Below are 18,110 nucleotides of genomic sequence, written 5' to 3'. Positions count from 1 at the left end.
GTTTACCGCTCCTCCCCGGTGGGGTCCGCCGTCCCGGTCAGCGTAGTCACCGTGCCCGGCATCCAACAGGCCGCGACGGGCCGCGTGGCCCCGTTCCGTACGTCACCGGTCAGGTGGCGGGCGGCTCGGCTCCGACCAGCCACATCGCGAAGAACTGCGAGCCGCCGCCGTACGCGTGCCCCAACGCCCTTCGCGCACCGGCCACTTGATGTTCGCCGGCCATGCCGCGTACCTGGAGTGCCGCCTCGGCGAAGCGGATCATGCCCGAGGCGCCGATCGGATTGGTGGAGAGGACACCGCCCGAAGGATTCACCGGAAGGTCACCGTCCAGTTCCGTCACGCCGGCCTCGGTGAGCTTCCAGCCCTCGCCCTCCGCGGCGAACCCGAGGTTCTCCAGCCACATCGGCTCGTACCAGCTGAACGGCACGTACATCTCGACCGCGTCGAGCTGGCCGCGCGGGTCGGTGATGCCGGCCTGCCGGTAGACGTCGGCCGCGCAGTCCCGGCCGGCGCGCGGCGAGACGGCGTCCTTGCCCGCGAACAGCGTCGGTTCGCTGCGCATCGCCCCGCCGTGCACCCACGCGGGCGGGTGCGGCGACCTGGCGGCGCCGGCCCGCCCGGTGAGGACCATCGCGCACGCGCCGTCCGAGGAGGGGCAGGTCTCGGAGTACCGGACGGGGTCCCACAGCATCGGGGACGCCTGCACCTTCTCCAGGGTGAGGTCGTGCTCGTGCAGATGCGCGTACGGGTTCTTGAGCGCGTTGCGGCGGTCCTTGTAGGCGACGAGGGAGCCAATCGTGTCGGGCGCGCCGGTGCGCCGCATGTAGGCGCGGACGTGCGGGGCGAAGAAGCCGCCGGCCCCGGCGAGCAGAGGCTGCTGGAAGGGGACGGGCAGGGACAGGCCCCACATGGCGTTGGACTCGGACTGCTTCTCGAAGGCGAGGGTGAGGACGGTGCCGTGCACCCCCGCGGCGACGAGGTTGGCGGCCACCAGGGCGGTGGAGCCGCCCACGGAGCCCGCGGTGTGCACCCGGAGCATCGGCTTGCCGACGGCGCCGAGCGCGTCGGCGAGGTACAGCTCGGGCATCATGACGCCCTCGAAGAAGTCGGGCGCCTTGCCGATCACGACGGCGTCGATGTCGGCCCAGGTCAGTCCGGCGTCCTCCAGGGCGCGCACGGCGGCCTCGCGGACCATTCCCGCGATGGAGACGTCCTTGCGTGCGGCGACGTGCCGGGTCTGGCCGATGCCGACGACGGCCACGGGCTCCTTGCTCATGACGGCCTCACTCCCCTTCCAGGACGGCGACCAGGTTCTGCTGCAGGCACGGGCCGGAGGTGGCGTGCGCGAGGGCGCGGTGCGAATGGCCGCGCTGGATACGGGCGGCCGCCTCGCCGAGCCGGATGAGGCCGGCGGCCATCATCGGGTTGGCGGCGAGCGCGCCGCCCGAGGGGTTCACCGTCACGTCGTCGCCGAGCTTCAGGGCGCGGCGGAGCACGATCTCCTGGGAGGTGAAGGGCGCGTGCAGCTCCGCGGTGTCCACGGGCCGGTCGAAGGCCCCGGCCCGTTCGGCGGCGAGCCGGGTGGAGGGCGAGTCCGTGAGGTCGCGTACGCCGAGTGCGTGGGCCTCGATGCGATGGTCGATGCCCCGGATCCAGGCGGGCCGGTCGCAGAGCGCGCGGGCGGTGTCCCCGGCGGCCAGGACCACGGCCGCGGCGCCGTCGCCCACGGGTGCGCAGTCGCCGCGCCTCAAGGGGGCGACGACGTGCTCCCCCATGGGGACGTCGCCGCGCAGCTGGGCGTGCGGATTGCCGGCCGCGTCGGTACGGCTGCGCGCCGCGACCCCCGCCAGAACCCGCTCGTCGGCGGCGCCCGCGTCGAACAGGGCCTGCGCCTGAAGGGCGGCGAGCGCCACGGAGTCGGGCCACAGCGGCGCCACGTAGTACGGGTCGAGCTGGCGGGTGAGCACCTCGCGCAGGTCGCCGGGGGACGACTTGCCGTAGGAGTAGACGAGGGCGGTGTCGGCCTCGCCGGTGAGGAGCTTCACCCAGGCTTCGTACAGCGCCCAGGCGCCGTCCATCTCGACGTGCGACTCGGCGACCGGCGGCCAGGCGCCGACACCGTCCAGGGCCATGGTGAAGGAGAACGCACGCCCCGCGAGATAGTCGCTGGACCCGGAGCACACGAAGCCGAGGTCGGCGGTCTCCAGGGAGACCGCGTCGAGCACCTCCCTCAGCACCGGCATCAGCATCTCCACCTCGGAGACCTCACGGCTGTCCGGTACGTGGTCGGACTGCCCGAACGCGACGATCGCCACGTCTCGCATCACACCAGCTCCTTGTACGTGTCGTAGTCGGCGTCCGGCTCTCCCGTGGGCCGGTAGTGGTCGGGCCAGCGCTGCCCGTCCTTCCAGACCGGCTCGACCCGCATCCCCATCCGGACCTGGTCGTACGGGATTCCGGCGATCCGGCCGTGCAGCGCCAGCCCGGCGCCGTCCAGGGCGATGTGGGCGTAGACGTAGGGCACTTCGATGTCCAGGTTCTTGGCCTTGATGTTGACGATGCAGTAGGTGGTGACCGTGCCCTTCGGGCCGACCTCGACGCGCTCGCCGGTGGGGACGCCGCAGGTGGGGCAGGCGCCGCGCGGCGGCACGTACACCTTGGCGCACTCGGGGCAGCGCTCGCCCACGGTGCGCCGCTCGGCGAGCGCCCGGAGGTAGGCGGTCTGGGCCCGCCCCGGGCCGTAGGTGTAGTCGAGGCGGGCGGGGAGGGTGACAACGGAGACGGCGTCGGCGAAGTCGCCGCCGTGTGCGCGCGGCGCGGGACCGGCCGCGCCGTCGTACGGCTCGAAGCAGGCGATGTCGGTGATGGCGCCGGTCCGGGCCTCCGCCCAGCGGATGCGGACCCGCATGCCGGTGGAGACGGCGTCGGGCGAGGGCGCGTCCAGGGCGTGCAGCAGGGAGCTGTCGGTGCCGTCGAGCCGGACGAGCACCCAGGCGAAGGGCCGGTCGAGGGGGTGCTTTCCGGTGGGGTGCGGGTTCCAGGCCCAGGTGGTGACGGTGCCGGTCTCCGCGACCTGGACCAGTTCGTGCAGCTCGTCGGCGGTGACCGGGTCGTACTCGGTGGGCGGTACCAGCACGGAGCCGGCGGTGGTCCGCACGCCGAGGACGGTGCGCTCGCGGAGGCCGGTGAGGAAGGCGCTCTGCACGGGCCCGAGGGAGCGGGTGAAGGGGAATTCGACGACGAGCGGGGCGGCGAGGATTTCGGTGGTCACGGCTGCTCCTCAAGTGCGCCGGTAGACGGGCGGGCGCTTCTCGGCGAAGGCTTTCGCGCCTTCCTTGGCATCGGCGGTGGCAAAGATCGGCCAGCCCTGGGCGAGTTCGTGTGCCAGTCCGTCGGTCTCGGTCATCTCCGCGGTCTCGTAGACCGAGGCCTTGACCGCTTCGACCGCGAGCGGGCCGCAGGCGTTGATCTGTTCGGCGATCTCCAGGGCCTTGGCGCGGGCGGTGCCGTCGGGCACGACATGGCCGATCAGCCCGGTGTGTTCGGCCTCGCGGGCGGTGTACGGGCGGCCGGTCAGCAGCATCTCCAGGGCGTGGGTGCGCGGGATCTGGCGCTGCAGCCGCACGGTCGAGCCGCCTATGGGGAAGAGCCCGCGCCGCACTTCGAAGAGGCCGAAGGTCGCGCTCTCACCGGCCACGCGGATGTCGGTGCCCTGCAGGATCTCCGTACCGCCCGCCACGCACGGCCCTTCGACGGCGGCGATGACGGGTTTGCGCGGCCGGTGGTGCCGCAGCATGGCCTTCCAGTGCAGATCCGGGTCGGCCTTCATCCGGTCGCGGTACCCGCCGTCGGCCATGCCGTCGCCGGCCAGCGCCTTGAGGTCCATGCCGGCGCAGAAGACGCCGCCCGCGCCGGTGAGGACGACGGACCGGATGTCGTCGTCGGCGTCGGCGGCCAGCCAGCCGTCGTACAGGCCGACCAGCATCGGCGGCGAAAGGGCGTTCTTCGCCGCCGGGCGGTTCAGAGTGAGTACGAGTGTCGCGCCGACGCGTTCCACGGTGAGGTGTTCGGTGCCGGTACCGGGGGTGCCGCCCATGCCGTTCTCCCGTCCTGCCCGTGTGCAGGATCCGCTCCTGCCAGGGCGAAGAATGCAGAACAGGTTGCAGGAGCGGCACGGCGACTTCAAGAGTTTTCTGACACTCAGTCAGATTTATTGGCCGCGGCTCTTCCCCCTTCCCGCCCCGGCGGCTCTAATGAGCGCCGGACCAGCGGCCGCGCGATCAGGAGGAGACGTGGAGTACAACCTTGCCGACCTCTTCGAGTCGATCGTCGACGCGGTACCCGACCGCGAGGCGCTGGTGTACGCCGACCACCCCGGCAGCGGCGCCGAACGCCGCCTCACGTACCGCCGGCTGGACCGGGCGGCCAACCGCCTCGCCCACCACCTCCAGGACTCCGGCGTACGCCCCGGCGACCACGTCGGCCTGCACCTCTACAACGGCGTCGAGTACCTCCAGACCTTCTACGCCTGTCTGAAGATCCGCGCGGTGCCCGTCAACGTCAACTACCGCTACGTCGAGGAGGAACTGGCCTACCTCTACCGCGACGCCGACCTGGTCGCGCTCGTCTTCGACGCGGAGTTCACCGAGCGGGTGGCCGCCGTCGCGCCCCGGGCACCGCACCTGCGCCATCTCGTACGGGTCGGCACCCCGCCGCCCGGCGCGCCCGAACCCGCGTGCCCCCTCGTACCCTTCACCGACGCCGAGGCCGCCGGCTCCCCCGAACGCGGCTTCGGGCCGCGCAGCGCCGACGACCGCGTCATCATCTACACGGGCGGCACGACCGGCATGCCCAAGGGTGTGGTCTGGCGCCACGAGGACCTCTTCTTCTCCGGCACGGGCGGCGGCGCGCCCACCGGCGAACCGGTCTCCCGCGCCGAGGAACTCGCCGAACGGGCCGCCGCGAGCGGCGAAGGCCTGGTCTTCTTCCCCACTCCCCCGCTCATGCACGGCACCTCCACCCTCACCGCCCTCATAGCCTTCCACTTCGGCCAGAAAGTGGTCCTGCACCGTAAATACGTGCCCGAAGAGGTACTTCGAACGATCGAACGGGAGCGGGTCACCAGCGTCTCCCTCGTCGGCGACGCCATGCTGCGCCCCCTGACGGACGCCCTTGCCGGCCCCCTCAAGGGCACCGACTGCACCACCCTCTTCGCCGTCTCCAGCTCCGGCGCGATCCTCTCCGACACCGTACGGAACCAGTTCACCGCCCTGCTCCCCCACGCGATGCTGCTGAACAACTTCGGCTCCTCCGAGTCCGGCTTCAACGGCACAGCGACCGACGACGCGGGCCCGGACACCGGCTTCCGGCTGCACGTCAACGGCCGTACGGCGGTGGTCGACCCCGTGACGCACGCACCCGTGCCGCCCGGCGAGCCCGGCCGGCTGGCCCAGCGCGGCCACGTCCCGCTGGGCTACTACAACGACCCCGCCAAGACCGCCGACACGTTCTTCGAGGCCGACGGCGAACGCTGGGTGCTCCTCGGCGACATGGCCACGGTCGACGAGGACGGCGTGGTCACGGTCCTCGGGCGCGGCTCGCAGTGCATCAACTCCGGCGGCGAGAAGATCTACCCGGAGGAGGTCGAGCAGGCGCTCAAGGCCCACCCGGACGTGTACGACGCACTCGTCGCGGGCGTCCCGGACGACCGCTGGGGCAACCGGGTCGCGGCCGTGGTGCAACTCCGCCCGGGCGCGGCCCCGGTGGACCCGGCCGCCGTCCAGGCCCACTGCCGCACCCGGCTCGCCGGCTACAAGATCCCCCGCACGGTCGTCTTCACCGACCACATCCAACGCTCCCCCAGCGGCAAGGCGGACTACCGGTGGGCCAAACGGGTGGCGGGTGAGGGGTGAGTTCCGGGCCGGTGGCTCGGGGGCCAGGAACTCGGCAGCGAGCCGGGATCGGTAGCCGGGGCGTTCACCGGGGTCAACGTCGGCCCGCCGCCGAGGGTTCCCGAGCGCCGCCGGCCCCGCGATGCGGCCGGGCACGAACTTCCGGTGCAGAACCACTTTCCGGCCGAAGCGAAAGGCTGCGCAGCGTTCACCGGCCGACCCGGCCGCGCTGTCTCCCCGCACCGGCTCCCCGGCCCGCCCCCGCCGCCACGACGGCCAGGGCACCGACCGCCAGCCCACCGCCCGTCCACAGGACCGCCGGGATGCCCGCCCCGTCCGCCACCCGCCCGCCCACCAGCGCACCCAGCGCGATCGAGGCATTGAACACGCCGACGAAGAGCGCGGCGGCCGCCTCCCGCGCGTGCGGTGCCGCGGCCTGCACCATGCTCTGCGTCGCCACCGACACGCCCCCGTAGGCCAGCCCCCACACCACCAGCAACGCACCGCCGGCCGGCGGCGAGCCGCCCAGCCGGGGCAACAGCAGCACGGCGGCGGCGAGTACTGCGCTGATAGCGAGGAGCGCGCCGCGCGGGGAGCGCACCGCACCGGCCGCACCGGCGAAGTTGCCCACGACACCGGCGACTCCGTAGGCCAGCAGCAACGCACCGACAACCTCGTGGCTCGCCCCGGAGATTTCCTCCAGCACCGGACGCACGTACGTGTACGCGGCGAAATGACCGGTGACCAGCAGCCCGACGATCACGAGCCCGGTGCGGACACGACGGTCCCCCGCCAGCCGGAGCAGGCCGCCGGACTTCACCGAACGCTCCACCGGTAGCCGCGGCAGCAGCATCACCAGCGCCGACGCAACGGCGGCGCCCAGCAGCCCCGTCACGACGAACGCCGCGCGCCAGCCCGCGGCTTCCCCGAGAAACGCACCGGCCGGCACGCCGAGCACGGAGGCGACGGCTATACCGCTGAAGATCAACGAGGTGGCGGCCCCCACCTGCCGTCCGGGCACCAGGCGCACGGCGAGCGACGCCGCCAGTGTCCACACCCCGCCCATGCCCACGCCGACCAGCACGCGGCCGGCCATCATCACCGGGAAGTGCGGAGCCCATGCGGCCAGCAGATTCCCGGCGGTCAGCACCAGCATCAGCACACCCAGAACGGTCCGCCGGTCCCGGCGTCCCAGAAGCGGCGTCATGAGCGGCGCGGACACCGCCGCGACGAGCCCGGTCACCGTCAGCGTCAGCCCGGCCGTCCCCTCGCTCACGCCGAGCGAGCCTCCCATGGGACTCAGCAGCCCCACCGGCAGCATTTCGGAGGTCACGACCGTAAAGGTGGCGGCGGCCACGGCTCCGACCCCCGCCCACCCGCGCAGCGCGGACCCGCCCGGCTCCGGTTCTGATGCCGGTTCTGCTTCCTTCCGGGGATGCGCGCCCCGCCCCACAACCGCCGTATCCACTGTCTCTTCCATGCCTTCAGGCAACCGTTCGCCCGCCTCGGGAACAACGGCCGTTCTCTCATCCTTCGATGAGTCAGGCTCATCGATCGCCGATCGGGGATCATGGGTGAGGCACACTCGTCCCATGCGCCGGTACGAGTGCGCGGGCACCAGCGACAGGAGGGAGCGCAGCTTCATGAGCGGCCTGGACGTACGGGAACTGGAGTGCTTCCTCGTGCTCGCCGAGGAACTGCACTTCGGCCGGACCGGGGAACGGCTGTACGTCTCGCAGAGCCGGGTCAGCCAGCTGCTGAGCTCCCTGGAGAGCCGCATCGGCGCCCGGCTGTTCGCCCGTACCAGCCGCCGCGTACGGCTGACGCCGCTGGGCGAACGGTTCCTCGCCGGTCTTCGGCCGGTCTACGACGACCTGCACGCGGTCGTCGGCGAGGCACGCGCCGCGGCCCGCGGCGTCACGGGCACCCTGCGCATCGGCTTCCAGGGCGCCGCCAACGACCAGCTGATGCACGCGGTGGCCCGCTTCCAGGAGCAGTACCCCGACTGTCCCACGGAGCTGGTCGAGGTACCGCTCCGCGATCTGTTCGGCGCGGTACGACGCGGCGACGCGGACCTGGCCGTCGTACTGATGCCGGTGGCGGAGGACGACCTGATCGTGGGCGCGGTCTTCTCGGAACAGCAGCAGCACCTGGCCGTCTCGGCACGCCACCCCTTCGCCGACCGGCCCTCGGTGTCCGCCGAGGACCTCGCCGACTGCACGCTGATCGGGGTGGCCGGGCCCGCCCCCGCGTACTGGCGCGCCGTCATCGCGCCGCGCGCCACACCGGAGGGGCTGCCGATCCCGGCGGGCCCGGCGGTCGGCACGTTGCAGGAAGGGCTCACCCTGGCCGCGACGGGCCGTGGCGCGCTGCTGCTCTGCGCACCGACCGCCGAATACCACGCCCGCAGCGCACTCGCCTCCGTACCGGTGACCGGCCTCCCGCCCTCGGCACTGGCACTCGTCTGGCACCGCGACCACGAAACCGCCCGCGTACGCGCCTTCGCGGAGTCACTGCCGCCGGCACGGGACCGACCACCCGGGCGCCCCTCGGTGGGCCGGGCCGTCCTCCGGTGAGCCGGGCCTTCTCCGGCCGGCCGAGGTATACCTGGTCGGCCGGGACCGCTCCTGCTAGCCGCACACCGAGCGCAAGGAGCGCGCCAGGGCCACCGTGTGCAGCGGGTCGAGGTGTTCGTCCCGTACGACGCGGGCCGCGGCCACCGCGAGGACGGGGGCGCAGGACGGCGACGTACGCGCAGCCGGGGAGTCGGCGATGGCGCGTACCAGTCCCTCGTTGATGCGGTTGATCTCCTCCCGTACCTCGTCGAGGTCGGGGCGGGTGGTGGGCGCCCGGTCGGGGTCGGCGGTCCAGGCGCGGTGCAGACCCCGCTGCACGATCTTGTTCGCCTCGATCTGATCGCGGAAGACCGCGACCGTACGCTCGGGGTCCGCGCCCAGCTCACGCGCCCGCCGGTCCACCGCGGCGAGCACCTGCCGCTCGCGCGCCGGGTCGTCGATGGGGCTGCCGGTACCCCACTTGGCCGCCGCGACCAGGTCAGCGGTGGCCAGCCGCTCGGCGGACAGCACGGCGAGGGGACGCAGCGCGGCGTAGGGACTCGTACGGGGAGCCGGGGTGGCGGCGGACGCCGTGGCTACGGCGGGCCGGTCCCCCCGGGCCGTAGGTGCGGCGATCGCGCTGGGCGCTCCGGCGGACAGGACGGCCGCGGCGGCAGCCGCGACCATCGCGCGGCGGACGAGGACGCGCCGCGGTGCACCACGGCGGACGGAGGAGCTGAGAGGCACGGGTTGCCCTTCTCGGTCGGTGTTTTCGCCTTTTCTACTGGAACAACGACGTTCTACTGGAACAACGACCGCCGCGGCCACCGAGGTCCACCGGGCGGACGGCCGACCACCGCCGGGCAGTCGACCGTCCCCGGGGAGCCGACCGCCGTCCGGACGGCCGACCACCGTCCGCCCACCGGGCTCACCCTTCGCGCACCAGGAAGCCCTTCACCGCGTCGAGGAATTCGCGCGGCCGCTCCTCATGGACGAGGTGCCCCGCACCGTCGATCGTGATCAGTTCGGCGCGCGGGATCAGCTCCGCCATCCGGGCCAGCTGCTCCTGCGGGATGTGACTGTCGGCACCGCCGCCGATCACGAGCGTGGGCGCGGTGATCCGCGCGAGGCCGTCCCACCACCGCGGGTCCGGCGCGTTCCGCTCCGCCACCACCGCGGCCTTCGCCGCCCAGTCGAACGCCGCCGGGCCGGGCGGCGCCTCCGGTACCTCCTGCGGCGGATCCGCGGGCAGCGGCGGGGCCGCCTCCTCCACGACCAGCCGGTTCACCAGCTCGGGCCGCTCGGCGGCCAGCAGCAGCGCGGCCACCGCACCCAGGGAGTGACCGATGAGCGTGACCTCGTCGAGCCCCAGTTCACGGAGGAAGCCGATCGCGTCGTCCCGCCACCGCTCGAAGCCGTACTCGCCGGGCCAGTCGCTCTTCCCGTGCCCACGCTGGTCCAGCGCGTACACCCGGTGGGTGGTCGCCAGCTGCCCGACCACCCCGCGCCAGTCCTCACCGTCCTCGCCGAGACAGTGCAGCAGCACCGCCGGGGGCGCGTCCTCCTCGCCCCACACCCGGTACGCCAGCTCGACTCCGTCCACCTTCACTTTCTGTACGTCCGCCATGGGCCGAAGGTACCCACGACCGCACGCCCGATCCCCCTCGACGCGTTCGCCACACGCTGATTGCTCACCGGCCGTCAGCTGTCGCTTCGGGGGCCCCTCCCCCCTCCCCCGCCCCGCCCCCTCGCTCCGGTTGCTCTGTCAGCTCGTCGGCGGCTCCCCCTTGATGATGGCGAAGACGGCTCCGTACGGGTCGCGGAACATCGCCAGGCGGCCGACTCCCTCCGCGTCGACCGGCGGGATGAGGGCCGTCGCGCCGCGCTCCGTCGCCACCGCGGCTGTCGCGTCGCAGTCGTCCACACCGAAGTACGGGTGCCACTCCGAAATCTCACCACGGTCGAGGTGCTCCTGCGGCAGTTGCATGATGCCGCCCTGCCCGAACGCGGGGGACGCCGCGACCCCCGCCGGGACGACGATGGTGTACGCGCCCGCTTCGCCCATCGGCAGGTCCTGGTACTGCCAGGAGAAGACCGCGCTGTAGAAGTCCTTCGCCGTCGCGCCGTCGGTGGTGTACAGCTCGGTCCAGCACAGGGCGTTGGACTCCATCACCGCTTCCAGCCCCTTGACCTCGCCCGGCTGCCAGACCGCGAACTGGGCGCCGGTGGGGTCGGTGAACGCGGCCAGCCGACCCGCGGTGAAGACGTCCATCGGCTCCGCCCGCACCCGGCCACCGGCCGACACGACGGCCTTGGCCGTGCCGTCCGCGTCCGGGGTGTGGAAGTAGAGCGTCCAGGACGGGGCGGCGCCCTCCTCGACCAGCGGGCCGATCGCGGCGACGGTCCGGCCGTCCAGCCGGAAGAAGCCGTATCCGCCGGCGTCCGGCCCCAGGGACTCGAAGGTCCAGCCGAACACCTCGCTGTAGAAGGCGACGGCCTCGTCCACGTCGGGGACGCCGAGGTCCAGCCAGTTCGGCGCGCCCGGTACGTACTGGGTCGAGAGCATGAGCAGATCCTTCGGTGTGTGGCGAAGCTGGTGAACTGCTGTCGTGGCGGTGCCCGGCCGCCGGCCGATCACGGCCCGCACCGCCCGGTTTTCCGAACAATTCACAGCATGGCAGGCACCACTGACAGTCGCCCCGCAACGACGCATTACCCCAGGTCAGGCGGCATGCCGCGCCCGCACCACCCGGTCACCGGCGAACGCCGGACCCGCACCTCGCCGGCAGCTCCGCGATCCGGACCTCGCCGGAGCCTCCTCAACCCCGTTCACCGCCCCAGCCGGTCCCTCAGCTCACGCTTGAGGATCTTGCCGCTGGCGTTGCGCGGGAGTTCGGGGACGAAGACGACCCGCTTGGGCGTCTTGAAGGCGGGCAGCCGGCTGCGGGCCGCGGCGATCAGTTCCTGCTCGTCCAGGTCGCCGACGTCCGCCTTCGGCACGACCACCGCCGTGACCGCCTCGATCCACCGGGCGTCCGGCAGCCCGATCACCGCGACCTCGGCGACCTTCGGATGCTCGTACAGCACGTCCTCGACCTGCCGCGAGGCGACCAGCACGCCGCCCGAGTTGATGACGTCCTTCACCCGGTCGACGACCGTGAGGTACCCCTCGGGGTCCCGTACGGCGAGGTCGCCGGAGCGGAACCAGCCGTCCCTGAAGGCCACCGCGGTCTCCTCCGGCTTCTCCCAGTAGCCCTCGCACAGCTGCGGTGAGCGGTAGACGACCTCGCCCGGTGTCCCGTCGGGCACGTCCCGGCCCTCCTCGTCGACCACCCGCGCCTCCACGAAGAGCACGGGCCGCCCGCAGGAGTCCATCCGTCCTTCGTGCTCGTCGGGCCCCAGCACGGTGGCCAGCGGGCCGATCTCGCTCTGCCCGAAGCAGTTGTAGAAGGCGAGGTCGGGGAGGCGGCCGCGGAGCCGTTCCAGTACGGGTACCGGCATGATCGACGCCCCGTAGTACGCCTTGCGCAGCCCCGTGAGGTCGCGTGCGGCGAAGTCGGGGTGGTGGGAGAGGCCGATCCACACCGTGGGCGGCGCAAAGAGGCTGTCCGCACGGCCCGCGCCCACCAGTTCGAAGATGACGTCTGCCGCGGGCGCGTCCAGGATGGTGTTCTCCGCACCCACCGCCAGATAGGGCAGCAGGAAGACGTGCATCTGGGCGGAGTGGTAGAGCGGCAGGGAGTGCAGCGGCCGGTCGGCCTCGGTCAGATCCAGGGCCGTGATGGCGCTGACGTATTCGTGCACGAGGGCGCGGTGGGTCATCATCGCGCCCTTCGGGAGCGCGGTGGTGCCCGAGGTGTAGAGCAGTTGGGCCAGGGACTCGCCGTCGACGTCGCGCAGCGGCGGGAGCGCGGCCTGTGCCGCGGGGTTCGCGCGCAGCCGGTCGAGCCGTGCGAGCAGCCCGTCCTCGGTGTCGCGCAGCGGCAGTGCGGGCGCGCCGGCCGGGAGTTCGTGGGCGAGGGCGGGGTCGGTGAGGACGAGCGAGCTGCCGGACTGTTCGACGATGTACCGGAGGTCGTCGCCCGTGAGGTGGTGGTTGACGGGCACGTGGACGAGGCCGGCGCGGGCGCAGGCCAGGAAGCCGATCAGGTAGGCGTCGGAGTTGTGCCCGTAGGAGCCGACCCGGTCGCCGGGGCGCAGTCCCTCGCCGAGGAGCAGCCGGGCGGCGGCGGTGACCGCCTCGTCCAGTTCCCGGTAGGTCCAGGAGCGTTCGGCGTACCGCACCGCCGTGCGCTCCGGCACCCGCCGGGCGCTCCGCCGCAGCGTTCCGTCGACCGTACTGCTCCGCACTCCAGCCATGGCGCGATCCTGTGCCCCGCCTCCGTCCGGGTCAAGGGAGACGGCACCGGGCGCGGCGGTCTCCGGTTGCCGCGCCCGCCGTGCCGGGTATCAGAGGGCGCGTTCGCGGCCCTCCCAGTACGGTGCGCGCAGCCGCCTCTTGTAGAGCTTGCCGTTGGGGTCGCGAGGCAGGGTGGTGAGGAAGTCGACGCTCTTGGGGCGCTTGTAGCCGGCCAGCCGGGTGGCGCAGTGGGCGAGTATCTCGGCGGCCAGTTCCGGGCCCGCTGTGCGGCCTTCCTCGGGCTGTACGACGGCCTTGACCTCCTCGCCCCAGTCGTCGTGCGGGATGCCGAAGGCGGCGGCGTCGGCGACGGCGGGGTGGGCGAGCAGCGCGGACTCGATCTCGGCGGGGTAGATGTTGACGCCGCCGGAGATGATCATGTCGATCTTGCGGTCGCGGAGGAAGAGGTAGCCGTCCTCGTCGAGATAGCCGAGGTCGCCGACGGTGAAGAAGTCGCCGATGCGGTTCTTCTCGGTCTTGCCGTCGTCCTTGTGGTAGCGGAAGCCTCCGGTGGCCATCTTCATGTAGACGGTGCCGACCTCGCCGGCCGGCAGGCGGTTGCCGTCGTCGTCGAACACGGCGAGTTCGCTGATGGGCCAGGGTTTGCCGACCGTGCCGGGCTTCTTGAGCCAGTCCTCGGCGGTGGCGAAGGCGCCGCCGCCCTCGCTGGCCGCGTAGTACTCCTCGACGCAGCTCCCCCACCAGTCGATCATGGCGCGTTTGACGTGGTCGGGGCAGGGTGCCGCGCCGTGGATGGCGTGCCGCATGGCGGACACGTCGTACCGGTTCCTGGTCTCCTCCGGAAGGGCGAGCAGCCGGTGGAACTGGGTGGGGACCATGTGGGTGTGCGTGCAGCGGTACGTGTCCATGAGGCGCAGCATCTCTTCGGGGGTCCAGCGGTCCATGAGGACGAGCCGGTGCCCGATGTGCAGGGACGCTCCGGAGAACTGCAGGACGGCCGTGTGGTAGAGCGGCGAGCACACGAGGTGCACGTTGTCGTCGAAGGGCTTGATGCCGAATATCCCGAGGAAGCCGCCGAGATGGGTCTCCTCGGGGGGCTTGCCGGGCAGCGGGCGGCGGATGCCGCGCGGGCGTCCGGTGGTGCCCGAGGTGTAGTTCATGACCCAGCCGAGCGTGCGGTCCTCGGGGGGCGTCTCCGGCTGTCCCTCGAGGAGCTCGGCGTACGGGCGGAAGCCGCCCACGTCGCCGACCGCGTAGCGGTGTTCGGTGGGCAGTCCGGCCTCGTCCGCTGCGGCGCGGGCCGCGTCCCCGAAGCGCTCGTGTGCGATCAGCACCTTGGCGCCGGAGTCGGCGACGATCCAGGCGATCTCGGGGCCGACGAGGTGGTGGTTGACGGGGACGAGGTAGAACCCGGCCTGGCTGGCGGCGAGGTGGGCGGTGAAGAACTCCACCCCGTTCGGCAGCACGACGGCGAAGGCGTCGCCGCGGCGCAGTCCGGCGGCGCGCAGGCCGTGCACGAGGCGGTTGCAGGCGGCGTGCAGCCGGCCCGCCGTCCACTCCTCGCCGTCCGGTGCGATCAGCACGGTGCGGTCCGGCGCGTCGGCGGCCTGGGCCCAGAAGCCACTGGGTGCCGGTGTCCCGGGTTGCGGCTGTCCTGTCGTGGTGTGGCCCTTCATGGCGCAGCCCTCCTCAACGGCCGGCGATGCGATTGATGCGGTCGATGGCGCGTTCGAATCCGCGGGTGAGGTCGTCGAAGACGGCCTGCACGCTGCGGGTGCTGTTCATCTGTCCGACGATCTGGCCGACCGGGGTGCCGAGCAGCGGTTCCGTCTCGTACTTCTGGATGCGCGTGAGCGCGTCGGCGACCAGCAGGCCCTGCAGGGGCATGGGCAGCGTGCCGGGGCCCGCCGGGTCGTCCCAGGCGTCGGTCCACTCCGTACGCAGCTGTCGTGCGGGCTTCCCTGTGAGGGCACGCGAGCGGACGGTGTCTCCGGGGCCGGCGGCGAGCAGCTTCCGAGTGAGCAGCGGTGAGTGCAGCTCGGCCTCCTCCGTGGTGAGCCAGACCGAGCCGAGCCAGACGCCCTGTGCCCCGAGGGCGAGGCCCGCCGCGACCTGCTCGCCGGTGCCGATGCCGCCGGCGGCGAGCACGGGGAGCGGGTCGACGGCGCGCACGACTTCGGGGGTCAGCACCATCGTGGCGATCTCGCCGGTGTGCCCGCCCGCCTCGTAGCCCTGCGCGACGATGACATCGATGCCGGCTTCCTGGTGGTGCCGGGCGTGCCGGGGGCTGCCCGCCAGCGCGGCCACGAGGATGCCGTGGTCGTGTGCACGCTGCACCACGTCGGGCGGCGGCGAGCCGAGCGCGTTGGCGAGCAGCTTGATCGGATAGTCGAAGGCCACGTCCAGCTGGGAGCGGGCCACCTGCTCCATCCATCCGGTGATCCGCCACCCGGACGCCGCGCCCTCGGGGAGCGGCGGCACGCCGTGTTTGGCGAGGGTCTCCTCGACGTACGTGCGGTGCGCCTCGGGGATCATGGCCTCGATGTCGGCCTCGGTGACGCCTTCGACCTTCTTCGCGGGCATCACGACGTCCAGGCCGTACGGCAGGCCGTCGGTGTGCTCCTGCATCCAGTCCAGGTCGCGCGCGAGGTCGTCGGCGGCGCCGTACCGTACCGCGCCGAGTACCCCGAATCCGCCGGCCCGGCTGATCGCCGCGGCGACGGCGGGGAACGGTGTGAACCCGAAGACGGCGTGCTCGGCCCCCAGTGTGCTGCTCAACTCCGTCTGCATGGGCGCAGGATGCCGCAGCGCGCCGCACGAGGGAAGAGTTTTTCTGACGCAACGTCAGATCGCGCCCGCCGGAACGCCGGTCCACGGGGCGAGAACGCCGGATCGCGGGCCGAGAAGGCCGAATCCCGGGCGCCGGCCGGCGTTCTGCCGGAAGATCCCCGCATGACTTCTCTTCCCGTCTCCGGCCCCGAAGGCCCGCTGCGCGTCCCGGACTGTCCGTCGCACCCTTCGCCGGTCCGTGCGGTGCTCTTCGACTTCTCCGGCACGCTCTTCCAAGTGGCCTCGTACGCCGACCGCATCCGTGCGGCCATGGGCTCCACCGTGGACGAGTCCGCCATGGACGCGCTGCTGGCCGGTCTGGAGGCCGGGCTGGCGGATCCGGAGGTCGCCGCGGCCCAGCGGGGCCGGGACGTCTCCGCGGCGGCCCACCGGCGCGCCTTCACGACCTGGTACGCGTCCGTGCCGGGCCTGGCGCCGGTCGCGGACGCGCTGTACGAGCAGCTGCGCGCTCCGGAGCACTGGCGCCCGTACGCCGACGCGGAGGCCGCCCTGGAGGCCCTCACGCGGCGGGGTGTCGCGCTCGGCGTGGTCAGCGACGTCGGCTGGGACCTGCGCCCGACCTTCGCCCACCACGGGCTCGACCGGTACTTCTCGGTGTGGGTCCACTCCTACGAACACAGCACGGAGAAGCCCGATCCGTCGCTCTTCGAGTACGCCTGCCGGCAGCTGGCCGTGGAACCCGCCGAGGCGCTGATGGTCGGGGACCACCCGGCCAAGGACGGCGGCGCGGCGGGCAGCGGCCTGCGGTCGTACGTGCTGCCCGCCGGCGCCGCGCCGGGAGCGGTCCGGGGTCTGGACGCGGTGCTGCGCCTGGTCGAGCCGGCCGCCCTTTAGGCCGTTCGGTCCGCCAGGGCCGCCATTGCCGCGTTGTGTCCCGGGATGCCGCTGACGCCGCCGCCACGCGGCGCGCCCGCCCCGCACAGGAGGACGTTCGGGTGGCCGGTGGCGACGCCCCAGCGGGCGGCGGGGGTGTCGTCCTCGTGGTCCTCCGCGTACGGGAAGGACAGGTCGCCGTGGAAGATGTTGCCGCCCGGGAGCCGGAGGTCGCGCTCCAGGTCCGGTGGGGTCTTCGCCTCGATGCAGGGGCGGCCGTCCGCGTCGTGGGCGAGGCAGTCGGCCAGCGGCTCGGCGAGATGCGCCTCCAGTTGCTCGACGGTGGCGTGCAGGAGGCGTTCCCGTTGTGCGTCGTTGTCGTCGGCAAAGAGGCGCGCCGGGGTGTGCAGCCCGAAGAGCGTGAGGGTCTGGTAGCCCTGGCGCACGAGGTCGGGGGCGAGGATCGACGGGTCGGTGAGGGAGTGGCAGTAGATCTCGCTGGGCGGCGCCGTGGGGAGCGCACCGGTGGCGGCCTGCTGGTAGGCCGTCTCCAGCTCTTCGTAGCCCTCCGCGACGTGGAAAGTGCCCGAGAACGCCTCCCGGGGGTCGACGCTCTCGTCCCGGAGGCGCGGCAGCCGTGTCAGCAGCATGTTGACCTTGAGCTGGGCGCCTTCGGCCGGCTCCGGCGCGCGCTCTCCGAGGAGCCCGGCCAGCGCCTCCGGAGAGGCGTTCACCAGTACCTGCCGGGCATGGAACGTGCCCTGTGCGCAGGTGACTTCGGCCGACCTGCCGTCCGTGTCGAGCCGCGTGACCTCGTGGCCGGTGGCGATCTCGGCGCCGGCCTGCCGGGCGGCCCGGGCCAGCGCGTCCGTGAGCGCGCCCATCCCGCCGAGCGGTACGTCCCAGTCGCCGGTGCCGCCGCCGATGACGTGGTACAGGAAGCAGCGGTTCTGCCGCAGCTTCTCGTCGTGCGCGGAGGCGAAGGTGCCGATCAGGCCGTCGGTGAGGACGACGCCGCGTACGAGGTCGTCGGCGAAGGTCTTCTCGATGGTCTCGCCGAGCGGCCGCTCGAAGAGGGCCTGCCAGGCGTCCTCGTCGTCGATGCGGGCACGCAGCTCCGCACGGGTGGGCAGCGGTTCGGTGAGGGTCGGGAAGACGCGCTCGGCGACCCGTGCCGTCGTCCCGTAGAAGCGTTCCCAGGCCTCGTACTCGCGGTCCGAGCCGGTCAGCGCTTCGAAACCGGCACGAGTACGGGCCGGACCGCCGCCCACGAGAAGTCCGGTGGGCCGGCCGTCACGGTCGGTGGGCGTGTACGAGGAGACGGTGCGCTTGCGGACGGCGAAACGCAGCCCGAGATCCTGGACGATCTTCGGCGGCAGCAGGCTGACGAGGTAGGAGTAGCGCGAGAGCCGGGCGTCGATCCCGGCGAAGGCCTTGGTGGAGACAGCCGCGCCACCGGTGTGGCCGAGCCGTTCCAGTACGAGCACGCTGCGCCCGGCGCGGGCGAGGTAGGCGGCGGCAACGAGGCCGTTGTGCCCGCCGCCGACAATGATCACGTCATAGGACGTCCGTTCCGGCATGTCTCTTGGTAGCACGGAGCGATCACTACCGGCCAGAGGTCGTCCTCCCTCCGGTAGCGCC

The 18,110-nt window shown here is 72.6% G+C and carries 15 protein-coding genes; 3 read left to right on the top strand and 12 right to left on the bottom strand.

Going from position 1 to position 18,110, the window contains the following annotated elements; all coding sequences use genetic code 11:
- Nucleotides 1-109 precede the first annotated feature (109 nt).
- From ACZ6WH_RS09030 to ACZ6WH_RS09015, 4 genes are read right to left on the bottom strand one after another with little or no spacing between them, the layout of a single operon-like run.
- The gene (locus tag ACZ6WH_RS09030; RefSeq protein ID WP_469727103.1) at nt 110-1,276 is read right to left on the bottom strand and encodes a thiolase domain-containing protein; all 1,167 of its coding nucleotides are present in this window, start codon (nt 1,274-1,276) and stop codon (nt 110-112) included.
- A gap of 7 nt (nt 1,277-1,283) precedes the next feature.
- Nucleotides 1,284-2,324, bottom strand: coding sequence for a thiolase domain-containing protein (locus ACZ6WH_RS09025; protein ID WP_469727102.1), 1,041 nt, complete (start codon nt 2,322-2,324; stop codon nt 1,284-1,286).
- Complete coding sequence (locus tag ACZ6WH_RS09020; protein WP_432851267.1) at nt 2,324-3,271, bottom strand: Zn-ribbon domain-containing OB-fold protein; 948 nt, start codon at nt 3,269-3,271, stop codon at nt 2,324-2,326. Before ACZ6WH_RS09020 ends, ACZ6WH_RS09025 begins: the two co-directional genes overlap by 1 nt.
- A gap of 9 nt (nt 3,272-3,280) precedes the next feature.
- Nucleotides 3,281-4,096, bottom strand: coding sequence for a crotonase/enoyl-CoA hydratase family protein (locus tag ACZ6WH_RS09015; RefSeq protein WP_469727101.1), 816 nt, complete (start codon nt 4,094-4,096; stop codon nt 3,281-3,283).
- A 196-nt stretch (nt 4,097-4,292) separates the two neighbouring features.
- Between ACZ6WH_RS09015 and ACZ6WH_RS09010 the strand changes: the two genes are divergently transcribed.
- On the top strand, nt 4,293-5,912 hold the full coding sequence (locus ACZ6WH_RS09010; RefSeq protein ID WP_469727100.1) for an acyl-CoA synthetase: 1,620 nt from the start codon (nt 4,293-4,295) through the stop codon (nt 5,910-5,912).
- A gap of 187 nt (nt 5,913-6,099) precedes the next feature.
- Here the strand turns inward: ACZ6WH_RS09010 and ACZ6WH_RS09005 are convergent, their stop codons facing one another.
- Nucleotides 6,100-7,248: an MFS transporter gene (locus ACZ6WH_RS09005; protein ID WP_469727099.1), complete on the bottom strand. Its 1,149-nt coding sequence runs from the start codon at nt 7,246-7,248 to the stop codon at nt 6,100-6,102.
- A gap of 286 nt (nt 7,249-7,534) precedes the next feature.
- Between ACZ6WH_RS09005 and ACZ6WH_RS09000 the strand changes: the two genes are divergently transcribed.
- A complete protein-coding gene (locus tag ACZ6WH_RS09000) occupies nt 7,535-8,467 on the top strand; it encodes a LysR family transcriptional regulator (protein ID WP_469727222.1) in 933 nt (310 codons plus the stop codon).
- 54 nt (nt 8,468-8,521) lie between these two features.
- On the opposite strand, the gene ACZ6WH_RS08995 is transcribed toward ACZ6WH_RS09000, so the two are convergent.
- The 6 genes from ACZ6WH_RS08995 to ACZ6WH_RS08970 form a co-directional block, all read right to left on the bottom strand.
- Nucleotides 8,522-9,133, bottom strand: coding sequence for a chorismate mutase (locus ACZ6WH_RS08995; protein WP_469727221.1), 612 nt, complete (start codon nt 9,131-9,133; stop codon nt 8,522-8,524).
- Between the two features lie 241 nt (nt 9,134-9,374).
- Nucleotides 9,375-10,073, bottom strand: coding sequence for an alpha/beta fold hydrolase (locus tag ACZ6WH_RS08990; protein ID WP_469727097.1), 699 nt, complete (start codon nt 10,071-10,073; stop codon nt 9,375-9,377).
- A gap of 138 nt (nt 10,074-10,211) precedes the next feature.
- On the bottom strand, nt 10,212-11,012 hold the full coding sequence (locus ACZ6WH_RS08985) for a VOC family protein (protein ID WP_469727095.1): 801 nt from the start codon (nt 11,010-11,012) through the stop codon (nt 10,212-10,214).
- Between the two features lie 263 nt (nt 11,013-11,275).
- Nucleotides 11,276-12,805 (bottom strand): acyl-CoA synthetase, encoded by a 1,530-nt coding sequence (locus ACZ6WH_RS08980; RefSeq protein ID WP_469727093.1) that lies wholly within the window; start codon nt 12,803-12,805, stop codon nt 11,276-11,278.
- 90 nt (nt 12,806-12,895) lie between these two features.
- Nucleotides 12,896-14,482 carry an acyl-CoA synthetase gene (locus tag ACZ6WH_RS08975; RefSeq protein ID WP_469727091.1) on the bottom strand — a complete coding sequence of 529 codons (1,587 nt, stop codon included), beginning with the start codon at nt 14,480-14,482 and terminating at the stop codon, nt 12,896-12,898.
- Nucleotides 14,483-14,495: 13 nt separating this feature from the next.
- The gene (locus tag ACZ6WH_RS08970) at nt 14,496-15,596 is read right to left on the bottom strand and encodes an NAD(P)H-dependent flavin oxidoreductase (RefSeq protein ID WP_469727089.1); all 1,101 of its coding nucleotides are present in this window, start codon (nt 15,594-15,596) and stop codon (nt 14,496-14,498) included.
- 162 nt (nt 15,597-15,758) lie between these two features.
- Here ACZ6WH_RS08970 and ACZ6WH_RS08965 point away from each other — a divergent pair, with 162 nt between their 5' ends.
- A complete protein-coding gene (locus ACZ6WH_RS08965; RefSeq protein ID WP_469727088.1) occupies nt 15,759-16,490 on the top strand; it encodes an HAD family hydrolase in 732 nt (243 codons plus the stop codon).
- Here the strand turns inward: ACZ6WH_RS08965 and ACZ6WH_RS08960 are convergent.
- Nucleotides 16,487-18,049 carry a phytoene desaturase family protein gene (locus ACZ6WH_RS08960; RefSeq protein ID WP_469727086.1) on the bottom strand — a complete coding sequence of 521 codons (1,563 nt, stop codon included), beginning with the start codon at nt 18,047-18,049 and terminating at the stop codon, nt 16,487-16,489. The two genes, ACZ6WH_RS08965 and ACZ6WH_RS08960, sit on opposite strands and share 4 nt — an antisense overlap.
- Nucleotides 18,050-18,110: the final 61 nt, after the last annotated feature.

This window comes from Streptomyces sp. NPDC050806, from assembly GCF_055586425.1.
Note: the sequence above shows the minus strand (reverse complement) of the source record. Positions and strands in the feature narration are given on the sequence as shown.

Excerpts from the sequence above, each read along its gene's own strand:
- ACZ6WH_RS09030 (WP_469727103.1), bottom strand. The coding sequence starts at position 1,276 with ATGAGCAAGGAGCCCGTGGCCGTCGTCGGCATCGGCCAGACCCGGCAC.
- ACZ6WH_RS09025 (WP_469727102.1), bottom strand. The coding sequence starts at position 2,324 with ATGCGAGACGTGGCGATCGTCGCGTTCGGGCAGTCCGACCACGTACCG.
- ACZ6WH_RS09015 (WP_469727101.1), bottom strand. The coding sequence starts at position 4,096 with ATGGGCGGCACCCCCGGTACCGGCACCGAACACCTCACCGTGGAACGC.
- ACZ6WH_RS09000 (WP_469727222.1), top strand. The coding sequence starts at position 7,535 with ATGAGCGGCCTGGACGTACGGGAACTGGAGTGCTTCCTCGTGCTCGCC.
- ACZ6WH_RS08995 (WP_469727221.1), bottom strand. The coding sequence starts at position 9,133 with ATGGTCGCGGCTGCCGCCGCGGCCGTCCTGTCCGCCGGAGCGCCCAGC.
- ACZ6WH_RS08990 (WP_469727097.1), bottom strand. The coding sequence starts at position 10,073 with ATGGCGGACGTACAGAAAGTGAAGGTGGACGGAGTCGAGCTGGCGTAC.
- ACZ6WH_RS08985 (WP_469727095.1), bottom strand. The coding sequence starts at position 11,012 with ATGCTCTCGACCCAGTACGTACCGGGCGCGCCGAACTGGCTGGACCTC.
- ACZ6WH_RS08980 (WP_469727093.1), bottom strand. The coding sequence starts at position 12,805 with ATGGCTGGAGTGCGGAGCAGTACGGTCGACGGAACGCTGCGGCGGAGC.
- ACZ6WH_RS08975 (WP_469727091.1), bottom strand. The coding sequence starts at position 14,482 with ATGAAGGGCCACACCACGACAGGACAGCCGCAACCCGGGACACCGGCA.
- ACZ6WH_RS08970 (WP_469727089.1), bottom strand. The coding sequence starts at position 15,596 with ATGCAGACGGAGTTGAGCAGCACACTGGGGGCCGAGCACGCCGTCTTC.
- ACZ6WH_RS08965 (WP_469727088.1), top strand. The coding sequence starts at position 15,759 with ATGACTTCTCTTCCCGTCTCCGGCCCCGAAGGCCCGCTGCGCGTCCCG.
- ACZ6WH_RS08960 (WP_469727086.1), bottom strand. The coding sequence starts at position 18,049 with ATGCCGGAACGGACGTCCTATGACGTGATCATTGTCGGCGGCGGGCAC.